The organism is Mesoterricola sp. MK458, from assembly GCF_055384935.1.
This window is the reverse complement of record NZ_AP045075.1, coordinates 663,998-687,673: the sequence shown is the minus strand read 5'-3', so window position 1 is coordinate 687,673 and position 23,676 is coordinate 663,998. Positions and strand designations below refer to the sequence as shown.

At 59.7% G+C, this 23,676-nt stretch carries 13 protein-coding genes and 1 pseudogene; 5 read left to right on the top strand and 9 right to left on the bottom strand.

Features of this window, described 5'->3' with window-relative positions; all coding sequences use genetic code 11:
• Window positions 1-2: 2 nt before the first annotated feature.
• Both ACZ5LB_RS02970 and ACZ5LB_RS02965 read right to left on the bottom strand, forming a co-directional pair.
• Window positions 3-587, bottom strand: coding sequence for an anthranilate synthase component II (locus tag ACZ5LB_RS02970; protein WP_464604668.1), 585 nt, complete (start codon window positions 585-587; stop codon window positions 3-5).
• The gene (locus ACZ5LB_RS02965) at window positions 584-1,996 is read right to left on the bottom strand and encodes an anthranilate synthase component I family protein (protein WP_464604667.1); all 1,413 of its coding nucleotides are present in this window, start codon (window positions 1,994-1,996) and stop codon (window positions 584-586) included. Before ACZ5LB_RS02965 ends, ACZ5LB_RS02970 begins: the two co-directional genes overlap by 4 nt.
• Before the next feature lie 326 nt (window positions 1,997-2,322).
• Between ACZ5LB_RS02965 and ACZ5LB_RS02960 the strand changes: the two genes are divergently transcribed.
• The 3 genes from ACZ5LB_RS02960 to xdhA are packed head-to-tail and all read left to right on the top strand — an operon-like array spanning window position 2,323 to window position 8,610.
• A complete protein-coding gene (locus ACZ5LB_RS02960; RefSeq protein ID WP_464604666.1) occupies window positions 2,323-4,260 on the top strand; it encodes a hypothetical protein in 1,938 nt (645 codons plus the stop codon).
• Window positions 4,257-6,242, top strand: coding sequence for a transglutaminase-like domain-containing protein (locus ACZ5LB_RS02955; RefSeq protein ID WP_464604665.1), 1,986 nt, complete (start codon window positions 4,257-4,259; stop codon window positions 6,240-6,242). The genes ACZ5LB_RS02960 and ACZ5LB_RS02955 overlap by 4 nt, the downstream gene beginning before the upstream one ends.
• A 49-nt stretch (window positions 6,243-6,291) precedes the next feature.
• Window positions 6,292-8,610 (top strand): xanthine dehydrogenase molybdenum-binding subunit XdhA, encoded by a 2,319-nt coding sequence (gene xdhA / locus ACZ5LB_RS02950; protein ID WP_464604664.1) that lies wholly within the window; start codon window positions 6,292-6,294, stop codon window positions 8,608-8,610.
• Between the two features lie 251 nt (window positions 8,611-8,861).
• Here xdhA and ACZ5LB_RS02945 read toward each other — a convergent pair whose 3' ends face one another.
• The 6 genes and pseudogenes from ACZ5LB_RS02945 to ACZ5LB_RS02920 all read right to left on the bottom strand — a co-directional run.
• Entirely contained in the window at window positions 8,862-10,208 is a 1,347-nt protein-coding gene (locus tag ACZ5LB_RS02945; protein WP_464604112.1) for an IS5 family transposase, read from the bottom strand.
• Between the two features lie 167 nt (window positions 10,209-10,375).
• Window positions 10,376-10,765 carry a hypothetical protein gene (locus ACZ5LB_RS02940; RefSeq protein ID WP_464604663.1) on the bottom strand — a complete coding sequence of 130 codons (390 nt, stop codon included), beginning with the start codon at window positions 10,763-10,765 and terminating at the stop codon, window positions 10,376-10,378.
• Window positions 10,762-15,498, bottom strand: a complete 4,737-nt coding sequence (locus tag ACZ5LB_RS02935; RefSeq protein ID WP_464604662.1) for an RHS repeat domain-containing protein — start codon at window positions 15,496-15,498, stop codon at window positions 10,762-10,764. The genes ACZ5LB_RS02940 and ACZ5LB_RS02935 overlap by 4 nt, the downstream gene beginning before the upstream one ends.
• Window positions 15,495-19,814, bottom strand: a complete 4,320-nt coding sequence (locus tag ACZ5LB_RS02930; RefSeq protein ID WP_464604661.1) for an RHS repeat domain-containing protein — start codon at window positions 19,812-19,814, stop codon at window positions 15,495-15,497. The genes ACZ5LB_RS02935 and ACZ5LB_RS02930 overlap by 4 nt, the downstream gene beginning before the upstream one ends.
• Window positions 19,815-20,372: 558 nt before the next feature.
• On the bottom strand, window positions 20,373-20,570 hold the full coding sequence (locus tag ACZ5LB_RS02925; RefSeq protein ID WP_464604660.1) for a hypothetical protein: 198 nt from the start codon (window positions 20,568-20,570) through the stop codon (window positions 20,373-20,375).
• A gap of 127 nt (window positions 20,571-20,697) precedes the next feature.
• Window positions 20,698-21,186 (bottom strand): annotated as a pseudogene (locus ACZ5LB_RS02920) (ISAs1 family transposase); the annotation flags it as partial.
• A 373-nt stretch (window positions 21,187-21,559) separates the two neighbouring features.
• Between ACZ5LB_RS02920 and ACZ5LB_RS02915 the strand changes: the two are divergent.
• Together ACZ5LB_RS02915 and ACZ5LB_RS02910 are read left to right on the top strand one after the other, a co-directional pair.
• Window positions 21,560-21,814: a transposase gene (locus ACZ5LB_RS02915; protein ID WP_464604659.1), complete on the top strand. Its 255-nt coding sequence runs from the start codon at window positions 21,560-21,562 to the stop codon at window positions 21,812-21,814.
• Window positions 21,815-21,828: 14 nt separating this feature from the next.
• Window positions 21,829-23,022, top strand: coding sequence for a transposase family protein (locus ACZ5LB_RS02910; RefSeq protein WP_464604658.1), 1,194 nt, complete (start codon window positions 21,829-21,831; stop codon window positions 23,020-23,022).
• A 305-nt stretch (window positions 23,023-23,327) separates the two neighbouring features.
• Here the strand turns inward: ACZ5LB_RS02910 and relB are convergent, their stop codons facing one another.
• The gene (gene relB / locus ACZ5LB_RS02905; RefSeq protein WP_464604657.1) at window positions 23,328-23,663 is read right to left on the bottom strand and encodes a type II toxin-antitoxin system RelB family antitoxin; all 336 of its coding nucleotides are present in this window, start codon (window positions 23,661-23,663) and stop codon (window positions 23,328-23,330) included.
• Between the last annotated feature and the right edge of the window lie 13 nt (window positions 23,664-23,676).

The window sequence follows — 23,676 nt, the reverse complement described above, 5'->3', positions numbered from 1 at the left end:
CCTCAGTTCAGGACAGGGTTCCGGCACAGCCCCACGAAGTTGGCCAGCAGCCCCGCGCCGTCGGGCGTGAGGATGGACTCCGGGTGGAACTGCACGCCGTGGCAGTTGAAGGTGCGGTGGCGGACGGCCATGATCTCCCCGTCGGCCGTGGTGCCCTGGACCGCGAGGCAGTCCGGGAGGCTCGCGGCCTCGGCGGCCAGGGAATGGTAGCGGCCCACCGGGAGCGGGTCGGGCAGGCCCGCCAGCAGGCCGGAGCCGTCGTGGGGCATCAGGGAGACCTTGCCGTGCATGGGCCGGCCCGCCCGCGCCACCCGGCCCCCGAAGGCCTCCACCATCACCTGGTGGCCCAGGCACACGCCCAGGATGGGGACCCTGGGCGCCAGGGCCCGCACCAGCTCCATGCAGACGCCGGCGTCCCGGGGGTGCCCGGGCCCCGGGGAGATGACCAGGCCGTCCAGGTCCATGGCCAGGGCCTTCTCCACCGTGAGGGCGTCGTTGCGCACCACCTCGAGGCGGGGCTCCAGGACTCCGATCATGGAGACGAGGTTGTAGGTGAAGGAATCGTAGTTGTCCACGAACAGGATCATCCCTTCACCTCCGCGCCCAGCGCCGAAAGGAGCACGCCGGCCTTGGCGTGGATCTCCGCCCACTCCGAAGCCTCCACCGAATCCGCCACGATGCCGGCCCCGGCGCGGAACCGCGCCACGCCGTCCTGGATCTCCAGGCTGCGGATGGTGATGGCGATCTCCAGGTTCCCGGTGCGGTCCAGGATCCCCACCCCGCCGCCGTAGGCGCCGCGGTCCTCGCCCTCCAGGGCGGCCAGTATCTGGGTGGCGCGGATCTTGGGGGCGCCGCTCAGGGTGCCCGCGGGGAAGGTGCTCCACAGGGCGTCCAGGGGCCGGAGCTCCGGACGCAGGCTGCCGTGCACCTCGGAGATGAGGTGCATGACATGGCTGAACTGCTCCACCTGCTCGCGCACGGGCACCGTCACCGAGCCGTGGGCGCAGACGCGGCCCAGGTCGTTGCGGGACAGGTCCACCAGCATGGCGTGCTCGGCCAGCTCCTTGGGGTCGGCCTTGAGCTCGGCGGCGAGGCGCCCGTCCTCCGCCGGATCTCCGGTGCGCCGCCGCGTGCCGGCGATGGGCACCGTGGCCACCCGGGGGCCTTCCACCCGCACCAGCATCTCCGGGGAGGCCCCCACCAGCTGCCGGCCTCCCAACGACACGAAGAAGTGGTAGGGGGAGGGATTCAGCCGCCGCAGCCGCCGGTACACCTCGAAGGCGTCCCCCTCGAAGCGCCCCTCGAAGGGCTCGCTCAGCACGATCTGGTAAGCGTCGCCGGCGAGGATGGCCTCCTGGGCGGCCTTGAAGTTGCGCTCGAACCGCGCCCGGTCCGGGGTGCGGGTGGTCATGAAGACCGGAGCCCCGGGGCGCCCGGGCAGGGCCCCTTCCAGCCGGGAGGCCAGGTCCGCCAGACGCGCCTCCCCGTCCCCGCCCGTGGGGAAGTGGTAGAGGTAGCCCTGCTGCTTGAGGTGGTCCAGCACCAGGCCCGAGGCGAAGCGCCCGAAGCGCAGCCTGGGTTCGCGGGCCCCGGGGAAGGAGGCCTCCAGCACCGGCTCGGCCAGGGCGAAGGCGCTGAAATCCGCCCAGCCCACCGCGCCGCCCAGGAAGGGCACCGGCACCTCCGGCGTCTCCACCTTCAGGCCCGCGGCCCAGGCCTCCAGGGCCGCCAGGGGGTGGCCCGGCAGGGCCTCCCGCACGCCGCCCCGCACCAGCGCCGCCTCCGCCCCCGCCTCGAAGACCTCCGACGCGTCCAGGCCGATGAAGGAGAAGCGCGCCTGGGACTCGCCGCCCGTGACGGATTCCAGCAGGTAGGCGTCCTGGCCCGGCTCAGTGAGGGCCAGGAAGGCTCGCACCGGGGTCGTGAGGTCCGCCGGGAAGGAGATCACCAGGGGGGCCGCGGCCGCCGGGGTGGGACTGGGAAATGCAGGTGTCATGATTTTTCCTCGGGATACGAAAAAGCCCACCGTGAAGGTGGGCCGGGATGCCTGCTCTGGGTCTCTAGTGCCTCATGTGCGGAGGCTGCCCATGCGAACGCCCGACCCCTGGGGCCACCAGCTCCAGTTCCAGGTCGAGTTGTTCAGGCGATGGGACACGCGGGTCTCCGATTAAGGGGGAAGTTTACGTACTTCCCGCGCGGAATGCAACCCGGCGAAAAAGGTGTTGTGCTCCAGGCCCCCGATAAACGAAGCTAGGATATTCGAAAACAATGAAATTTCCGGCCCTCCGAAGACTACCCGGACAGTCGGGCCCTGGAGCAAGCATGACCCTCCGCTTTGTCCTTCCCTTCCTGGCCGCCCCCTTCCTGATGGCGGGCTGGCCTCCCATCCCTCCCCAGGTCTGGGCCCTCAAGGTCGACCCCGCCGACGGCCCTCCGGGAGCCGTCGTCCTCGAGTCGAGCCTCACGTTCAAGAACACCTATATCGAACACCTCTACCGGGTCCGGATCATTGACGAATCCGGCAAGGATGCGGCCCAGTTCGCTGAGTTCCCCGAGGAGGCCTACGATTTCGAAGGGCGCACCGTTTACCGCGACGGCAGGGAGGTCACCTTCAACAAGGTCAAGGACCTCGCCACCCTGACGCTCGCGGCTGGCTGGGACGAGACCGCCCGCAAGGTCGTCATTCCGCCGGGCGTGACCGGGGATTGCGTCGTCGAGTTCCGCTGGAAGGAGAGCGGCAAGCCCCTGCCCAAGCGCATGAAGACCTACGGTCACTGGGCCCAGGGGGGCGCATACCGGGCCCTCATCTGCTCCGTGACCGTGCCGGTGAGCTTTCCCTGGACCTTCCAGTTCTTCATGGGCCGTGTGACGCCCACGGAGCGGGTTGTCAAGGGCAACCAGATCTCCTTCATCACCCGCGACCTGCCCGGCGATTGGGGGACCTTCTATGCCCTGAGGTACCTGGACAACCCGCGGTTCGCCGCCTTCTCCCAGCCCAAGGAGCTCCAGGACATCGCCAGGACCGGCCAGATCCCCGAGTACTGGTCCAAGGCGGCCAAGTTCGTCCTCAAGGGCGCGTTCCTCGACCGGACCACCCTGGGGAGGCATTACCGGGAACTGGCCAGGACCGTCTGCGAAGGCCTTCCCGCGGAACCCCAGGCCCGGGCCACGGCCATCCTGGAACGGATGGAGGGGAAGATCCGCAACCTCGACCTCCTCACCTACGACGAGGAGGCCGCGCAGCAGAAGGCGAGGGAGAAGGAGAAGGTGAAGGACCCCATCGTGCCCTTCGACCTGGACGCTGCCGCCCAGACCCAGGAGACCGATGGTCTCGGCATGGTGCTCCTGTACGTCAACCTGCTCAAGGGCGCGGGGGTGGATCCCAAGCTCGCCCTGGTTCGGAACCGGAACCAGGGACTCTTCGAATACGGATTCCCTTCGCTCCACCAGGCGCAGACCTTCCTTGTGGGCGTGGATGAGCCCGGCAAGCCCACCCTGTGGATGAATCCGGAGGCCAGGTACTCCCCTGCGGGCATCCTGGAGAGCGACTTCCAGGGCACGCCCTGCCTCTTCGTGGACACCCGCACCTGGGATACCACCCCGGGCAGCATCCCCTTCCAGTCCAGAGACGTCAACCGCCGGCACTTCGACTACCGGGTCGAACCCGGTGACGAACAGTGCATGTTCACCCTGAAGGCCGCCCACGCGGGGCTGCCCGCTCTTCGCGAGCGGGATCATTTCCTCCCCATGTCCCAGGCCCGGCAGGACGAGGACCTGAAGACCTCCCTGGAAGCCCGGTATCCGGCCGCCAAGGTCACCTCCGCGAAGGTGCTCAACGCCACCGACCCCTCCCGCACCGTGACGTTCGACGCGGCGGGGACCGTGCCCCTGGAGGAAGGCCGGCGGATCCAGCTCGCCCCCTTCCCCTGCATGCCGCCGCCCCTCTGGATCCCGCAGTCCTTCCCGGAAACCCGCAAGGCGCGCATCGTCCTTCCCTACAGCCGCATCCAGACCGCCGAATGCGTCATGAAGGTCCTACCGGGATACCGGCTGGCCCCCACCGAGGACATGCGCATGACCAACGGCCTCGGCCGCGTCACCTGGTCCGCGGAGGCCCTGGGCACCGAGGAGGTCAAGATCACCTTCAAGGTGGAGGTGGTGGTCACCTCGACCGGGCCCGCGTCCTATGGGGCCTTCCGGACCTTCCTGGGCTGGATCGACGAGGCCATGCGCCGCCGCGTGCTGATGGAGAAGGTGTGATCCGGGCGCTCCTGGTCCCCTTTCTCTTGGCGGCCGCCCTGGGCGCCCAGGACCTCGGCCGCCTTCCGTCCTGGGCCCGGGAGGCCGCCCAGGCCGCCGCCCGTGAACTCGCGCCGGCGGGGGCCGACGCCTGGGTGCTGCTGGACCGCACCGAGATGACCTACACCGGATCCGGCGACGTGAAGTCCAGAAGGTTCCGGCTCGTGAAGGTCCTGACGGGCCTGGGCACTGGTGAAGGCGCCTATGAGGTGCACGGGCTCGGAGGCAGCGCGAGCAAGGTTCGCAAGCTCAAGGGGTGGAACCTCCGCGCCGACGACGAAGTGGTGAAGCTCGAGTCGGACGACGTCCTCGTCGCCGCCGGAGGTGGCGACGAGGCTGGGGGAATCGACGCTCGCACCCGCACCCTCGCCGTCCTGGGCCGGGTGGCCCCGGGCAGCCTGGTGGCCTTCGAATCCGTGGAGACCTTCCGCACCCCCATGGGGCCCCTCGGCGCGGCCTTCCCCATGGAGGAACACCCCGTGCGGGTCTGGGAACTGGCGGTGGCCGCCTCCACCTGGAAGGACGTGCCCGCGCGGATGGAGCCGCGGCATTTCTCCCCGTGGCTCCAGGGTGCCGAAATCGTCCCGGGCAAAAGCATCCGCGCGGTGAACGTCCCCGCCATTCCCAAGGGAGAACGGGCCACGCCCCATTCCCGAAACACCCTTCCCTGGGTGGCCGTGGCCTTCCTGGATCCTTCCCTCGGTGACCTGCCCCCGTTGGACAGCTGGCGTAACTTCGGTGCGTGGGTCTACCGGTCCTACGCGTCCCGGCGCCCAGCGACCCGTGTGCTGGCCTCGGGCGGCACGTCGCCCCTGGAGCGCCTGCGGGCCCTCCACAGGGAGGTCATCGGGCAGATCGCCTACAAGGCCGTATACCTCACGCCGGAACGGGGCTGGATCCCCGAAGGGGGGGCCGAGGTGTTCCGGAAGCGGTACGGCGACTGCAAGGACCTCACCTCGATCTTCACCGGCGAGGCCGCACTCCTGGGCTTCGGGGCCTGCCCCGTCAAAGCCCGGATCCAGGGCGGCCGCGTCGAGCCCGACGAGCCCGTGAGCCTCGTCTGCTTCAACCACGTCATCAGCGCCATCCGCCTGGAGCGGACCCTGGGCCTGGACGCCGAGGTGGAGACGCCGGCGGGCCGGTTCCTCCTGGTGGATCCCACCGACCGGTTCACGCCCCTTGGCAAGCTTCACCATGCCCACGCGCGCCAGCCCATGCTCATCTGCACCCCGGAGGGGGGGGTCTGGACCGTTCCGCCGGCGCAGGCGGTGGTGCGCCCCGCAATCCGGATCCGCCTGGAGGCCGTGGCCGGGGCCGGCGGGGATGTGTCGGGCACCCTTCGCCTCCAGGAAACCGGGAACGCCCTGGGACTGCGCGAGGCGGCCCGGGACCAGGGCCCCTCCCGTATGAAGGACTATTTCCTCGAGCACGTCGAAGGCCTCCCGCCCACGGGCACCCTGGAGGTGAAGAGCCTGGGCGACCCCATGGACCTGGACCGCCCCTTCGAGGTGGTGGTGGCCTTCCGGCATCCCCGGGGCGTCACCTTCGCCGCGGGGGAGGCCTCCCTGCTGGATTGGGGCCTTCCCGCCGCCCTGCCGCCCCTCCAGGAGGCGGGCAAGGCCCGCCGCTTCCCCATCGAGACCGGCGCATGGGAACTCACCCGCGAATTCGAGGCCTCCATCCGGCTGCCGTGGTCCCTGGTGCCGGTGCTGCCGGAATTCCAGGCCGATTCGCCCTTCCGGACCTTGAACTGGAAAGTGAGCGCGGCCACCCGCGACGGATCCACCACCGTGGACTTGCGTTTCTCCGAGAAGGTCCGGCCCGCCTTCTTCGACGCGGGGCGCCTTGAGGAGGGCCTGGCCCGGTGGAAGAAGGACCGCGCCGACCTGAAGCGGGTCCTTTCGGACGGCCTTGCCTTCAAGGTCGCACCCTCGATCAATTGATATATTTTTTGGCCGTTCGGGATAAAATTTTTTCATTCCGAGGTGGGCCATGGGCATGAACATCGTGGGTAAGAGCGTCCAGCGCCTGGACGCGGTGGCCAAGGTCACCGGCAAGGCCCGGTACTCCGAGGACTTTTTCGAACGCGACATGCTGGTAGGCAAGGTGCTGCGCAGCCCCCACGCCCACGCCAAGGTGCTGCGGGTGGACGCCTCCCGGGCCCGGGCCCTGCCTGGGGTCGAGGCGGTGCTGGTGCCCGGGGACCCCTCCTGGCGCCCCTTCGGCACCGCCGGACACCCCTGGTCCCTGGACCCCCACCACCGGGACGCCCAGGACCGCCTGATCCTCACGGACAAGGCCCGGTTCGTGGGTGACGCCGTGGCCGCGGTGGTGGCCGTGGACGCCCTCACCGCCCAGAAGGCGCTCGCGCTCATCGACGTGGAATACGAAGTGCTGCCCTTCGTGCTGACCCCCGAGGCCGCCATGGCCGAAGGCGCGCCCCTCATCCACGAGGACCGGCCCCGCAACGTCCTGAGCGACTTCGGCGTGGGCTTCGGCGACCTGGACGCGGAACTGGCCAAGGCCGACCACGTCTTCGAGGGGCACTTCGAGACGAGCGTCGTGCAGCATTGCCACATCGAGAACCACAACGCCTTCGCCTTCGTGGACACCGACGGGCGCATCGTGATCAACTCCTCCACCCAGATCCCGCACATCGTGCGCCGGGTGGTGGCCCAGGCCCTGGGCCTTTCCTGGGGCCGGGTGAAGGTGATCAAGCCCTACATCGGCGGCGGCTTCGGCGCCAAGCAGGACGTGGTGGTGGAACCCCTGGTGGCCGCCATGACGCTGGCCGTGGGCGGGCGCCCCGTGCGCCTGGCCTTCACGCGCGAGGAGGTCTTCATCGACTCCCGCACCCGCCACGCCTTCAAGATGGACCTGAAGACCGCCGTCTCGAAGGACGGCCAGCTCAAGGCCATCGGCATCCGGCTCCTTTCCAACTCCGGCGCCTACGCCTCCCACGGCCATTCCATCGCCATGGCGGGGGGCGGCAACTTCCGCTCCCTGTACAAGCTCGACGCCGTGAAGTTCGAGCCCAAGACCGTCACCACCAACCTTCCGGTGGCCGGTGCCATGCGCGGCTACGGCTCGCCCCAGGTGTTCTTCGCGCTCGAAAGCCACCTGGAGGACATCGCCCGGGCCCTCAAGCTCGACCCCACGGAGCTCCGCCTGAAGAACCTCATCGGCGTGGGCTACACCGACCCCCTCACCGGCATCACGGTGCGCTCCATGGGCGTGCCCGAGTGCATCGAGAAGGGCAAGGCCCTGATCCGCTGGGACGAGAAGAAGCGAGCCCACGCGAACCAGACCGGGGACCTCCGCCGGGGGGTGGGCATGGCCTGCTTCAGCTACGCCTCGGGCACCTTCCCCTTCAGCCAGGAGATCAGCGGCGCCCGGGTCGTGATGAACCAGGACGGCTCCATCACCCTGCAGGTGGGCGCCACCGAGATCGGCCAGGGCAGCGACACCGCCTTCGCCCAGATGGCCGCCGAGATCCTTGGCCTCACCGTGGACAAGGTCCACGTGGTCTCGTCCCAGGACACCGACGTCACCCCCTTCGACCCGGGCTCGTACGCCTCGCGGCAGACCAGCATCTGCGGCGTGGCCGTGCGCAAGGCCGCGCTGGAGGCCCGGTCCAAGGTCCTGGACATCGCCGCCCGCAGGTGCGGCCTGCCCGCGTTCGAGCTGGACCTCCGGGACGGCCTCGTGGTGGAGAAGGCCCTGGGACGGGAGGTCTGCACCCTGGAGGACGTGGCCATGGCGTCCTACTACGACCGGATCCACGCCGACCCCATCCGCGCCGACGTGTCGGCCAACGTGCGCAACAGCGCCATCGCCTACGGCGCCACCTTCGTGGAGGTGGAAGTCGACCTGCGCACCGGCAAGATCGAGGTCCTGGAGCTCTACAACATCCACGACTCCGGCCGCATCATCAACCCCAAACTGGCCGAGGGCCAGGTCCACGGCGGCGTGAGCATGGCCCTGGGCGCCGCCCTCCTGGAGCAGCTCCTGGCCGACCCCGCCACCGGCAAGACCCTCAACAACAACCTGCTGGACTACAAGCTCCCCACCATCCTCGACACCCCGAAGATCAACGCCGCCTTCGTGGAAACCTGCGACGCCGGCGGCTCCTTCGGCGCCAAGGCCCTGGGCGAGTGCCCCGTGATCTCCCCCGCCCCCGCCATCCGCAACGCCGTCCTGGACGCCACCGGCGTCGCCTTCGACCGGATCCCCCTCTACCCCCAGGCGGTCTTCGAGAAGTTCCGGGAGGCGGGGATCCTGCAACCGGAATCAGCCGCCGGGGCGCGGTAGACAGAGATTGAAACAAGCAGGTTATGGGTGGCCCACTCCTAGAGTGGCCTATGACATTTCAAACGGTTCGAGCGATGGGAGGCGGGCCTCGGGGACCGGCAAGGAAGCTTGGGGAAAATACATGGTAGCCTTTTAACTCACCAGCAAATTCTATTGCCTCACCTACATCAAATAGTCGGCCGTGAAAAACCCCTTCCGGCCGCCGGAGGCGGCGGAAGGAGCTCCGGCGCCCCATGGCAGGTCCGGAGGCCTCACGCAGCCTGAAGGCGAAGGCAGGGCATAAAGGGGGCCCACCAGGGCCGATGGACGATGGCCGCGGCACATCGGTACAGGCCAAGCCTGACCTTGGCCAGGATTTTCCGCAGGTTGTGTCCAGCTCCACACAGGAAGGCGTTCATCGCGTCGCCCTTCATGCCCTTGAGGAAGTTTCGTCCCAGCAGCCCGTCGTTCTTCATGTGGCCGATCTCGGGTTCCACGGCCGAACGCCGCCGGAGGTGTCGTTTCAGGGTGTAGCCGAGCTTGCGGGTGCCGCTGATGAGGACCCGGCTCCGTTCTACGGGGACCCCATGGGCCTTGTAGCCTCGGTCCACGAAGGTGGTCTCGGGGACCTTGCCGGTGAGCCTTTCGACCTGGTCGAGTTGGCCCTCCAGGGTGTGGCCGTCGTAGGGGTTGTCCGGGAAGGCCTGGATGCCCACGACGAAACCCTCCTTGTGGGTCACGGCCAAGCTCACCTTGACCCCGAACTCGTACGGCTTGTGGGCCTTGCCCTTGGCGATGCACTCCACCTCGGGGGCATGGAGGCTGTAGACCTTGCCCTTGGTGAAGCGCTTCTGGGTGAGGATCTGCTCCGCCAGGATGAAGATACCTTTGTGGGCCTCGAAGGCCTCATCACTCATCTTCCGTTCGACATCCCGCATCACTCGGCCTGTCATGGTCTTCAGGGTTCGCAGGATCTTCTTGGCCCGGCCGTACTGCTTGGCCTTGGCATGGCCACCATGCTTCTGATAGGCCCTGGCCATCAGTTTTCGGTAGCTCTGGCGAAGGGTGATGCCTTCCTTTTCGGCAATGCGGAGCATGGCGGCGTGGACCTTCCGATAGAGCCGGGCATCGGTCGGATGCTCCACGGCCTTGGGCTGCACCGTCGTGTCGACGATGACCTTCTCCAGGCTGCTCTCGGTGATGACGCCAGCCTTCATCCCTGCCGTGATCGTTGCCTGGAGCAGCTTCTCAACGCCCTCCTCGCCAATGCGCTGGCGCCAGCGGGACATCTGGCTTGGATCAATGGGCAGGGCATGCTGGAAGAACTCCTCCCCGCAAAGGAACTGCCAGTAGGGGTTCTCGACCCACCCGCGTACCGTCTGCTCATCGGAGATGCCCTTGAGGTGCTTGAGGTAATGGAGGCCCGCCATGAGCCGGATCGGTACTGCCGGCCTTCCGTTGTCGGCGCAGTACAGGGGGCCGAATTCCTCCGCCAGGTGGTCCCAGGGGATCGTGGCCGCCAGGCGAACCAGTTCATGGTCCATGTCCAGGGCCAAGTCGAGGCGCATGGTGGCGATCAGGGGCTGCTCGTGAGTCCTGGGCTTGGCTTTCGGCTTCATCGGTACACCGCAATAAGGGGGTTTGTCCCTACCTTTCTGGTGTACCAGATACTTGAAAAGTTCCCTTAAAGATTTGAAGAATTTCAACTTGAGGGTTTTTCAGGGCCGACCAAATAGCGAAGGAATTTAAATACCCCAACTCAAATCCAAGCATTTGTGCCTCGATGTCAAATCCCAATTTTTGACTTCAAAGACCAAATCCACACCAAAAGATGTCCAATCCAAAGACCGGAGCAAGCAATAGCCCAGAGGACAATCGAGAATACCATCTTACCCATAGTTGTTTCCATAAGATCACCCGTAGAAACAATCGCTCCCCAGAAATGCACCTCAAAAGCGACAAACACAAGCGAAAACAAACTTAGATTAATCGCCCGTCGAAATGAAATGTTTTTCAAAATCAGAACAGAAATAATAATTGAAATTACAAAAGAGAATACAAGTATCTTCGAATAATCTTCTTGATCGGATTTCCAAAATATTGGTGCTGCCAGGTACCAACCTACAACTACAAAATATACAAAGTAATGAAATGCCGAATGTCTCAATGTTATCATTCGATCACCTCTAGAAGTATATACTCCTGAGGACTATTTGCTATCGCGTCTATGATCGCCTGGGTATTAGAATTCCCCAATATGCCGCCACCACCATCAATACAGCCAGCGGATCCATCAAACCAACCTCCATGCATTTGAAACCTCTTCCCATCATCCCTGGATTCCGGAAGGTCAAACAACGGTTCCAGCGGAATTCTGAAGGAACCCCAATCTTGACGGGTTTTAAGAAAGCGAGCCACGGCTTTTAAAAATCCCTTTCTAAGGTGCTTCTTATTCATTGCATATGAACCTGGATAAATCGGACCTCCCGGGGAATCCACATATCTCACTTGGTTCATCATCTGGGGGCGACCTGACGTTGCCCTGATTGTTCTGCTGAGATCACCATTCAAATAAATAGCTAAAAATGCAGCATTAATAAAATAGGCCATTCGAACAGGGGGTTCTGCCGTGGGCATCGTATCCAAAACCTCAACTGTAGCCTCCAGAGGAGGGTCATTCGGTTTAGCTCTATCATTTTTTGGGTTTTGATCAGTTCCAAATGGATCCACGAAATTGACTGGATTATTTCTAACATAAGAATAAATGTTCCAAGATTGAATATCCTCTGCTTCTTGATCCATTCCAGGATCTGGCCTTCCAAAACGTCCATACATAGGCAAGGAAAACCTCGCCTGCATGTAGATAAGTCCAGATGGATCCGTCTGCTCGTGATTCGTGAACCCCTTGCCGGTTCCCCGCGATTCAGGAGCCGTGGTCAAGGATTCACCAAAGGGAGTGAATTTTTGTTCGGAGATGATAATTCCACCTGCATCAACAACCACACGAGGAGTTCCCAGGTGGTCGGTCAAGGTAATCTTCACGCCATTCGCATCGACCTCACCAACCTCCCGCTGTCCAAGATAGAGGATGTCCCTCTTCCATTTCAATTCCAGAACCTTTGGCTTGACCGTAATCGTAACGCTTGCGCTTGTGGCTCCAACCAAGTTTGTTGCGACAAGGGTATAGGTCGATGTCTCGGGTGGTCCAACAACGAGACTGCTTCCAGCGGCATTTTGACCGTTTAGCTCCAGACTCGTCGCGCCTTGAACCGACCATGCCAAGGTTGCGGTCGTCCCCTTGGTAATGGTGGAAGGGGTGGCGGTGAAACTGGATATCACCGGCTTAGCGGCAACGGTCACGGTGATCGTGTCGGATGCTGTCACCCCGAATCCATTCGTAACCTTGTAGAGAAGGGAATAGGTCCCGATGCTTTCACCAGACACCGTGATAAGTTGTACGCCATCAAAGGCGAATCCAGCAGGTAGGGTGTTGGGAATCCCGTATGTCAAACTGGAACCATTCGGATCCGTGGCAACCGGCAGGGAGAAGGTTCCACCGACCCCCTGTTGAAACACGGGTTGTGGGGTGGGCCCGAGAACTGGTGCCGCGGGTGCTTTGACCGTAATCGTTATGCTAGCGCTTGCGGTCCCGGCCAGGTTCATCGCGACCAGAGTATAGGTGGTGGTTTGGCTGGGTCTAATAACGCAGGTGTTTCCTGTGACATCCTCGCCGTTAAGTTTAAGGCTCATTGCACCCTGGACTGACCATGTCAGGGTCGCATTGGTGCCATTGACGATGGTTAAGAAGTTGGCAGTGAAACTGGTTATCACCGGCTTCTGGGCCACAGTCACGAAAATCGTATCGGTTGCCGGCGGCCCCCCGTCAACCGTCACCGTATAGGTGATGGGATAGGTTCCGACGGTGCTGATCGACCCACTGATCACCAAGGTAGAGGGGTTGAAGGTCAAGCCATCGGGGGTCGTGGGGACATTGTAAGTCAGGGGGAAACCAGATGGACCCGTGGCGGTCGGCAAGGAGAAACTTCCGGGGATCCCAGGCAGAAACACGGGATGAGGAGTGGCTCCGAGAACGGGTGCCGCGGGTGCCGAATCAGTCAGCACCGCCGAAGCCGATTTGGAAGGTTTTGCGATACTGGTGGCCACGATCGTATGGGCCCCACCGGTGGCGGGGGCTGTATAGATGACCGTGTTGGCCACTGCTGCGGCCTTGAATGCAGCCAAAACGCTCAGTTGCTGCATTGCAGGGGAAGAATTCAAGGTTTGGAAATAATTCCCTGCGGCGCCGGCGATTTTGTAGCAAACGGCGTTGGCGCCGCCGGCATTCCTGGACGCAATCGTGAAACCGCTGGTTTCCGTGAGCGTTCCGTTCCACTGGTCGTTTCCCCAGAGGGTGAACAGGAAGTCATTAGCGCTGGTGGTGGTTACGGTTCCAGTGGTGTGGTTCGACGTAAGGGCCGCGTCTGCTCCATTAGCAAAAGCGTCCAGGACCGTGGCCTGATTTGAGGACATGCCTCCGACCACCACCACGAACATGTCAACAGAGTTGGGATCCAAAGAAGAAATGGTCACTGTAAGGGAGGGATTGGCCGTCGCCGCGATGGTATAGAACTGGTAGATGGTCGCACCCGCCGCTGCCAGGAAGGAGTAACCGTTGGCACCAGTCCCGCCAACCTCGGAGTATGTATTGCCGGAGCTATCGGAACAACTGGTGTTGGCTCCCCAGGGAGAGTTGGCGACAATCCACCCGACGCAAATCAGGTCGCCGGCCATGACGCTCACACCTGTTTGAATTTTGGTCGAGGCGGTGTGATAGGTTTGTCGAACCACTGGGGTGCCGCCCTGGGGCGTGATGGACCCTACCGTGGCATTTCCGTTGGGGATGCCGTCCACTGTCCAGGTGACAGCATTGTTGGATAGCCCGGTGACCGTTGCAGTCAATGTGGTGGAGGCGCCAGCGACCACTTTTGCGAACGCAGGGCTGACAGAAACCGTCACGCCATCCGCGGGTACGATTGTCGCCGTCTGCGTCCCCTGGGTGGAGGCCGTGCCCGCGGCGTTGGTAACGACGCAGGTCAAGGTGACGGAGGCCCCGGTTCCTGGAGTGAAGACAACAGAGGAACTCGAATTGCTGGATGTCAGCGTTCCGCCGGAAATGCCCCATGAATAGGTCGAACTTGTATCGGGTGGGACCGATGCGACGTATCCGGTGCCCCCCGCAGTTACCGTGGCCGGAATGCTGATGATGGGCTGGATTGGCGGATCGACAATCGAGCAGGATGCGGTGGCAGGATTCGACTCGGTTCCAATTGAGTTTATGGCTGTGCATGTAAGGGTAGTAGTTCCACCGAGGCCAGCCTTGAAGGTCACGGTGTTGGATCCCTGACCCGATGTGAGGGTGCCATTTGAAATGGTCCATGCGAACGTGCACCCAGATTGGGGTGGGGTCGTGGCTTGATAGCCGCTTTGATCCGAGGTGATACAGGCTGGAGCGGTGAGTTCAGGCTTGGTCGGCCCTGCAAGGATCGAACTGCTTGATGTTCCTGAAGCACTGTTCCCCGCCGGGTTTGTTACCGTGCACGTGAGTGAAGTGCTTCCACCTCCCCCGGCCGTGAAGGTGACTTGACGAGTTCCCATGCCAGCGGAAATTGAGCCATTGCCAATATTCCAGGAATAGGTGGATCCGGGTTGGTCGGCTACGGAAGCGAGGTATCCGCCGAGATTTGCAGTAACCTGGGCTGGCAGACTCACCGTGGCCTCAGGTGCGGCAAAAATCGCAGTCGAGCCATTCCCTGATGCGGAAGTCCCTGCGGCGTTGGTAACTTGGCAAGTTAAAATCGTTGTGCCACTTGCTCCGGCCGTAAACGTAACAGTGGTTCCATTCCCCGAACCTGTAATTGTTCCATTGGAGATAGTCCATGCAAAATTCATTCCAGCCTGAGCAGGAACCGAAGCCGAGTACCCCAAACCTGCGGTAACGCTTGGCGGAATCGAAACGAAGGGCTCGTTAGGCTGGGCCGCAACTGCGGCATTTGCTGTACCAGTCGCGGTTGTTCCTGCGGCGTTTGTGACTACGCAGCTTAAGCCTACCGTCCCCGGATCACTCGCAATAAAAGTGACTGATGTTCCATTTACGCCAGTCGAAAAGGAACCATTGCTGATCGTCCAGGAATAGGACATCCCCGATTGAGGGGCAATGGAGGCGCTGGAACTGCCTCCGGCCGTTACGTGGGCGGGTAAAGAGATTGAAGGCGCACTCGGCGGAGCAACAATTAGGGCATATCCCGTTCCCGATACAGATGCTCCTGCAGAATTGGTAACAGTGCATGTGAGAACCAAATTCCCGCTGCCTCCTGGGGTGAAGGCTATCTGAGTGCTTCCCTGGCCGGAGGAAATCGATCCATTGTTAATTAACCAGTTATAGGTACAGGCAGATTGCCCTGAGATACTCGCGGAATACCCTAGACTTGCGGTAACGACCGAGGGGAGGGTGACTGCGGGGACTGAGGGCGGCGGAAAGATATTGAGCGTATTTGCATCGGAATAGTTGGTCGTAACCGACTGCCATTGGCTGCATACCGCATCCCCGTTCGAATCAAAAGTCCATTTTTTGCATACTTCCTGGGTCGTAGAAACCGTGAAAACCACCGTTTTCGACCCAGAGGAGGAGTAAGAATGGGTTGCGGTCCATCCTGAAGCGGTCGTTCCATCTCCGAAATCCCAGCGTGGATTCTCTCCCCCAGAGGGATCAGCCGCGACAAATGAAATCACTTGCCCGCTAGTGAATGGGCCAGAACCAGGGGAAATGATGGCAGGAGATTGAGCATTCAGACCCGTCGCAATCAAAGCGGCAAGTAAGAAACGAAATATAAAGACCAAATGGGCTCTCATTCCATCACCCACTGGCTTACGATCTGCTTTTGGTCATTGTAAAGATTGATCCGCATCTGTTGAAGAACCGTCCCGTTCCATTCCTCGATCAGGGTACGGAGACCGTCAACGGTGTACCTGTATTTCTCGGTAATGCCAGTCTTATTATTGTATAAGGTTAGCATCCGGCCCACGTCATCATAGGTCATTGACAGAGACGCTCCGCCTGGTTCCGTCAGAATTTGATCCAGATTCCCTTGATAAGTATAATGAGCGAGAGTTATCGCAGAAGGGATTTGGTTCTTGGGAGCCAGAGCCGCTTCGCTGAAAACAAAACCCGCCGCAACTCCAGAGGTATTCCCAGATAATGCCTTGGAGAGCATATTCCCGAAGGGGTCGTAAGTGAATTCCTGTGTAAGAACGCTTCCGTCTAACCGCCGAATGACAGCTTGGGTCAAACGATGGAGGGAGTCATAAGCATATAGATCCTCACCATCGGTTTGAAGTCGACCAGCCTCGTCAAAAGTCATACTCCACATGGGCATTGCAGGCGAACCATCCATATTCTTATATTTGAATTGGGAGGAAGCCAGCTGGATTTGGTCCAGTCCATAGGTGAAATGATGTTCAACTCCATTTTTGACACCGAGATGAAACCACTTCAGGCTTTCCAAGCTTTGCGATTCTTGTAAGTAACTTGGCTCAACTATATCCTTGCCTTTGTATGCCAACTTTGTGGGAAGACCGGAAATGGGGTCAAATGGTGTCGAAACTTCATGGCCATGAATATTGGAGCCCACTCGGTTGCCATTGTTATCGTACGAGAACAATTGATAAAGAGGGTAAGGAAGTCCCGGAAGCTGCGTTGTCAAGGATCCAAGGCGACCGTCTAGTTGGTCATACACGTAGGAACGGATGACGGGTCCATCTTGCCCATCCTGACTCGTCGTTAGTTTTCCATTGGCAAACCCATGACCAACCTCGTCATAAGTCAATGATTGGGTAAATCCCGTTGTCGAATTCGAGACCTTTTTCAACCGCCCCTGTGTGTCATGCACGCTGCTGACAGACCGAGGAGCGATGCTTCCTGCACCAAAAATCGTCAAGTTTGGCTTCCCAAGGACATCAAAATCACTGAATTCAGTACGCCCCGATTCAGGTTGCACGGAAGCAGATTGCCATCCCAAGTTATTAAATTCCCAACTCCGAGTTTGTATCCCATTCAATGATTTCTGCGTCACCGAAACCAATCGATCAGCTGAATCGTAAGAGTACTGGGTGTCCAACTTTCCAGTTGGATCGCTCACGCTTACTAGGCGCCCAAGAGGATCGAAAGTTTGAGATGACGATATATCCAGAGAATTCGGCGCAACGGTAATTTTTTTGGTCAATCCTGAATATTCAAAGTTTTTACTTTCCTTATTCGCATTTTCTACAGCTATGACTCTATCCCAGTCATCAAAAGACCACTTTGAAACGGCGATTCCCGCAGGAGCAGTGCCATCCCACCCGACGTCTTCACCTGCACCGGCCTGCCAAACCGTCTGCCAGATTTTCCGTCCGGAAGCGTCATACCCCGTTTTCCGATGCGCATATCCGTCCTCAGAAACCTTTCTGACCTCTCGGACCTGTTCTCCAAATACATTAAATCGGTATTTCTGAACTTGCGAACCGGTAGTTATTTGCATTCCCAGGAAATCCGAGTCGTATGAAATAGCAGTACCAAACAAGGTTGACGGAGGGGTTACCGATGTCAAACGTTGCAGGCTATCCCATTGATAGGAAGTCTTTAACAGATTTATGTCGGTGATGGAATCAATCTGTCCACTGGGTGTAAACGTCCGGGTGGATTTATATTCAGTTCCAAATTTTTGGATTGAATTAAGCCTACCATATGAATCATACTCAAGGTTAACACCAACAAGACCATCTAGTTTAAAAAATCCATTGGATTTAAATGTAATCGAACATGGCAATGCATCGCCAGGGTTAGTGTAAGAAAATTTCTTCTGGACGAGTTCGGAGTCCGTCCCAACAGTTTCTTCAGTTAACGCAACCCCCGTCGAGAGGTTCGTTGCCCGCTTCTGAGATGGAAGGCGATTTACGCCGTTTTCAAGAAATGACTTTTCTGTCCAATCCGCGAACAACAGCCATTGGTCGACTGGGCGATACAGCGTTTTGTCTTTACGTGATAAGCCAGAAGCAGGGTTGCTTGACAGGCTTTCATATGGGAGACCAACCTCTAAGGAGAACGAGGACCAGGGCGAATCTATTGCTTGGTAGTAGGTGCTACTAGTCTCACGCCATTTAGCGCTTGCAGGTTCCCAATCTCCCTGGCGAGTCACCACTGCTACTTTCGAATTACTATTCCACTCGGTGGTCCGGGTTGGAGTCAAGGTTCGATAAATCACCCAACCCGATACGCCGTCACAACTGGTGTCAGCGCCATACGGCTTGTTTGCAATATCCACCCAGCTTTTTGGCGACCAACCGTCCAAATATTTTAAAGAAAGGACGGAGGGGTCGGCCGAAGTTAGTTTGCTTTTCCAATCTGCCCCGGCCGAATATTTTCTCTCTTCAAACAAAGTTCCTTTCAAGAATAAATTAAAATAGGCCAATTGTTGATCATCGATATTCATTGAATATGAATCTACCGTCTCAGAGGTATTAGGGGGCATAAACCGCCTAACGATAATTCTTCCATCGGGAAGCGTTTCGGCCTCATATGATTCCGTATTTGTCCAAGGGCGGAAACGAGCTACTCCAGGACCATAATTCGCGGCCGTAGGAAGCAAGCGCTCGTATAGCCACGTTCTCGACTTACCCGAAGCGAGATCAGAATGATCCATACGGGAAACCCCCCAGGCCATTCCATCCCAACCACTCAAGGGGCTTTCGGAATAAAATTTCAAAGACTTGTACGTGAATTTGTATCGTTCGTTTTGATTGAAGGTGATTGAATCGATACATACAGCAGCTACATTAAGGCCTTGCGCATAATCCAAATACCCATGTTCCCATTTATAAGAGAAATCAACTCGGAACCCAGATTGATCTTCAGTTATGGAAATTGGCTGAATTGTCCGCCTCCTTGTATAACCAACAGGCACCCAACCCTGAGGCACATCTCGTTCCCACCTGCCCCTAGATAAAGCGCCAATAATCGAATAAGAACTAATCTCTCCGCCAGAGCTATTTTGCTTTACAGTAATTGATTTACTTACAGGGATGGAGTCGTAGTCAGGTGTTGCATCGTAAGGGCTCCCCATATCTGGTATTGAAGATTGCGCCGGAATACTTTGTAAGTTTAAAGAAATTGAATCTCCTAGATCTTGACCCCCAACAAATAAAGTAGCTGTAAAATCAAAATCATTTTGACCATAAACAAACTCTATTCGATCACCAAAACGATTATACATTTTGCTGAGTGCGTAATAGCCCACTTCAAAATAGGTACGCTGGGGGGTTACCATATCTGCACCCACATATTCTGCAGGAATCGTCGTAACATCAAACGGACCGCTGTATTCGAATACATATGCAATACCAGATTTTAGCACCACGTAGCGACCGGCAGTTTTGCATGTTCGATTACTTGGATCAACAACAACAGGATCTAATCCATCCTCATACGTTATTGGAATAATAACCGAGTCCGGATCTGCCTTAAAAGCTTTCATAGGCGATAAGCCAAGCCCTGATATTCCAAATGCTTGCAATAAAGGCAGATATGTAGCTGGATTTACCTCCAAAGCCGTTTGACAGCATGCCACCGAAAGCGTTTCCCCAGTGGGAAGAACAATGATCTTCAATCCCCAATCGTCATAATGAGATGTAATATAACCCGGATCTATCAGATGAACACTTGAAGGATCTTGGTTGAAATTTTGGCATAACAAAGTAGTTGGTGGCCCACCCGACGTTGGTGAAGGATTCACTGTTGTTGCGCCACTTTGATTAAACCATAGATTATTAAAACCAGTAGAAGATCCAACTCCTCCCACCAAAACCCATTCCTGCAACCCCATGTACCATTCTGAATGCCAGTTTCCCTTTCCCGTAATATTTGCCATCGTTTTTTGACTTGGATGCATTCTAAATGTCGGTCTGTACGATAAACCTCTAGCTTGGATTCCAGGAGCAAGGGGCATTTCGAACTTGATCTGACCAGGCCCGTGAATTATGCTTACATAATCATGCTTGTAGCTTGCAACAACCTGTTTCTGAATTGAAACAGGAGAAAAGAACTCTTGTTGGCCGAACAAGGTATTCGACCAGCCAGCCAAAGTCATTGCAGTCGCCAATGACAAAGTTCCCTTTTTAACCTGCAGCAACATTATGGCCCCCAAAGGAGAGAAATTTCGCCCTACTGGACAATATTCATTTGCGCAGTATTCTATTAGGAATAACCCTATACATCAACGCCCTGTTTGTCAACCCAAAAATGACACAGGGTGGTGAAATCACGCGAGGCGAGATAGACCCTTACGGGTTCATATCAAGTGACGCCGGCTCACAACGGTATCCCCCATTGGCGATTATCACGGACGGCTTCTACAACCTGACATTCCCGTCCCGCATGGCTAATACCTGGATGGGTCGGCAGAGGTGGGTTCTGAATGCGCTGACCCAAGCCTTACCTAGTCGGCCCGGGCCTCCGCATGATCCCTTCAGACATGAATCCCCTGACCTTCGGCGACCGGGAATCCGAACAGCGCGTCCATCCGGTAGTTGGGTGACAGGGCGGCCCGCATGCGCCTGGTTTTGATGCTGCCGAAGGGGATGGGGTCCTGGCGCAGCAGGTTGAGGACGATATGACGCAGGATGGCGCTGCATTCCGGGCCATGACCTTTGCGGGTGCGATTGGCGTCCTCGTTGAACGTGACGGCGAGGACTCAATGCAGGCGGTTCTCGATGCCCCAATGGGCCCTGACGCCCTGGGCAATGGCATCCACGTCCTTGGTCGCCAGGGAGCTGATGAAGTAGCGCGTCGGGAAAGCGGTCTTCCCGGACCGCATGGTCGTGGACTCCACGCGCACCCGGGTCTCCAGCTTGGGCCAATCCCAGAGCTGCTTCTCGGGCAGGTAGGCCACCGCGTTCAGGGTCGTGACCTGCGGGTTTCCTGGCGCCCGTGGTGCCCTCCATGGTCTCGGCGAGGAAGTGGGTCATCGCCTGGGGTGCCGCGTCCACGGCATTGAAGCAGGCCTGGATGGCCTTGTGGAGGCCGGCCTGGTTGGCCTTCACGACCAGGATGTAGTCGGCCCGCTTCCCCACGATCTTCTTGGCGATCTCTCGCTGGCAGCCCATGGCGTCCAGGGTGACGATGCAGCCCTTCAGATCCAGGACCTTCAGCAGTTCTGGGATGGCGGTGATCTCGTTGCTCTTGCCATCCACGGACCGCTGGCCCAGCACCAGCCGGTTGGTCGTGGAGAAGGCGCTCACCAGGTGCAGGGCGGGCTGTCCCTCGGCCATGGAGGAGCGAAGCGTCTTGCCCTCCAGGGCGACAATGTCGCGCGGGACTTTCTTCCGGACCTCCCGAACCCAGGCCAGGAAGCACTCCCCAAAGGCCTTGGTGTCGAGCAGCTGGAACACCCGGTTGATGGTGTCGGAATTCGGTATGCCGTGCGGCAGCTTCAGAAAGGTCCGCAGCCAGTCATCCTGGAACTCGGCGAACCGGTAGATGTCCTCCCAACTTTCCGCGCCGCACAGGGTGGCCAGGACGGCGATCAGGATAATGTCGAGCAGGTTGTGGCGTTAGCCCCGGGTGCTGCGAGGGTCCGGAAGGTCGGCCAGATGGTCTGCCAGGGAACGGATTTTGGCCCGCATGGTTGTAGCCTCCATGACAGCCAATTTCCGTCTTCAGGCATGAGGTACAAAACTTCATAGAAAACTTCTTCAGGAGGCTGCAATCAGAGGACATCGCAACTCAAGCTGGCTGAATCCCATTTCTGGTACATGCGGAAGCCCTGCCTAGTCGGCCCTGAAGAACCCGGAAAGTAAATACTGGCGCAATTCTTGAGGAATTTAACACGTATACGGTACACTAAGAGATAGGAAATCCTCCCGCTATTCCGGTTTACCGATGAAGCCCAAGGCCAAGCCTAGGACCATAAAGCAGCCCCTGATCGCCACCATGCGCCTCGATCTGGCGTCTGACCTGGATCACGGGCTGGTCCGCCTTGCCGCGGTGATCCCTTGGGACGACCTGGCCACCCAGTTCGATCCCCTCTACTGCCCCGACAATGGGCGCCCCGCAGTGCCCACGCGGCTCGTGGTCGGCCTCCACCTCCTTAAGCACATCAAGGGTCTCTCCGACGAGGAAGTGGTCCCGACCTGAGTCAAGAACCCCACATGCAGTTCTTCAGCGGGGAGGGGTTCTTCCAGCATCGGCTCCCGATCGACTCCAGCCAGATGTCCCGCTGGCGCCAGCGCGTGGGGGAGGAGGGCATGGAGAAGACCCTTCAAGCCACGATCCAGGCCGGTAAGGTTGCCGGGCTCCTTTCCGAAGCCAGGCTGGATGAGGTCATCGTCGACACGACGGTGCAGCCCAAGCCTGTGGAGCATCGCGCTGACGCCCGGCTTTACCGGAAGGTGCACCCCGCCATGCTCCGGATCGCGAGCAAGGAGGTTATCGCCCTGCGACAGAACTACCGGCGGCTCATGGACCGGGCCATCCGCAAGCATGGCGGCCGCGCCAAGGCCAATCAGTATGGGCGCGCCAAAAAAGTTCTCTGGTCCATCAAAAGCATGGCGGGCAGGGTGTTCCGGGACGTCGAGCGAAAAATAAGCGACGCGTCCTTCGCCGCCCACAAAGGCACCCTCCTCCTGGCGGAGCAGGTCCTCCCCCAGAAGCGCCACACCAAGGGCAAGGTCTACAGCGTCCATGCCCCCGAGGTGGAGTGCATCGCCAAGGGGAAGTCTCACAAGCCGTACGAGTTCGGCGTGAAGGTGAGCCTGGCCGTGATCCATACGGAGAGCTTCGTGGTCGGGATCCAGGCTTTCCCGGGCAACCCCTTCGACGGCCAAACCCTCGATGCCCAGTTGGACCAAGTGGAACGCCTCACGGGCAAAGTCCCCTCCATGGCCTACGGGGACTGGGGGTACAAGGGCCACGGCGTCGAGCCCAGTAATGCCGGGTGCCCATCAGCGGCACCCGGAAGCTCGGCGCGAAGCCCTAGCGCCACTTGCGCCGACTGGCTGCAGTGGAGCCCGTGTTCGGCCACAGGAAAACAACGGGCTTCTCGGACGAAACTTCCTCAAAGGCCAAGCTGGCGACGCCATAAATGCGCTGCTGTGCGGGGCCGGCCACAACCTGAGAAAGATCCTGGCCAGGCTGAGGTCAGGCCTGAACCGGTGGCTTCGTGCCTGCCCCCAACCCACCCAAGGGGCACGCCTGGGCTGGCTCAGGGCCCTTCAGGCGGCCCGAGGCCTTCCGGCCGACGGAGAGCCCCTCGAGAGATTTCGGCGCCTCGAATTTGCGGAAGGGGTTTTCAGGGCCGACTACCTAGCCTGGATGAAATGGAGGAACAGTGGTTCAGGGGATGAGAACAGAAGGGGTCCAGAATTGAGAATAAATAAGGGACCAGGGAGCGGGAGAGCCGTCCCTATCATGAAAACTTCCCACGCTATTTCCCTCTTCGGCGGTGCACCTCCCGCTGAATTCCTATGCGCACCACGAGGACCGTCATCCGCCCGTCCTCGGAGGCGCATATGACCCGGTAGCCGCGCACTGAAATGTCCAGATCCCCCCGGCTTCGGCCCCTTTAGCGCCTCGCCGATGGACCGTGGATCCTCCATCGGTGCCACCCGTTTCCGGAGGAGCGCCAAGATCCGTCAGGCAAGACAGCATATCAAACTTGGACAGTTCCCGCATGGCGGTCGCATGGAAATCTACGATCAAGGCTGAGGTCCCGCTCCAGATCCTCTAGCCTGACAGCTTGGCTCCGGCCGGTCCGCAAGGCCACCAGGCGGCTATCCGCCAGGTGAATATCTTTCAGGTCGGCCATGGATCTTATGAACGCCTCGCGCGCATCGTTGGCCTTGGTGCGTACGGTGGCCTCCGCCAGGGTGGTCAGGCGGCTTTCCAGGTCCTCGGACAGGCGGATAGCGACCCCAGGAAGCTCCTTGCGGGAATAATATCGTGTACCCTGCCCCCTGGGAGGGTTCCCTTCTACGGTTCCAACCATGGCTTCAGGTCGA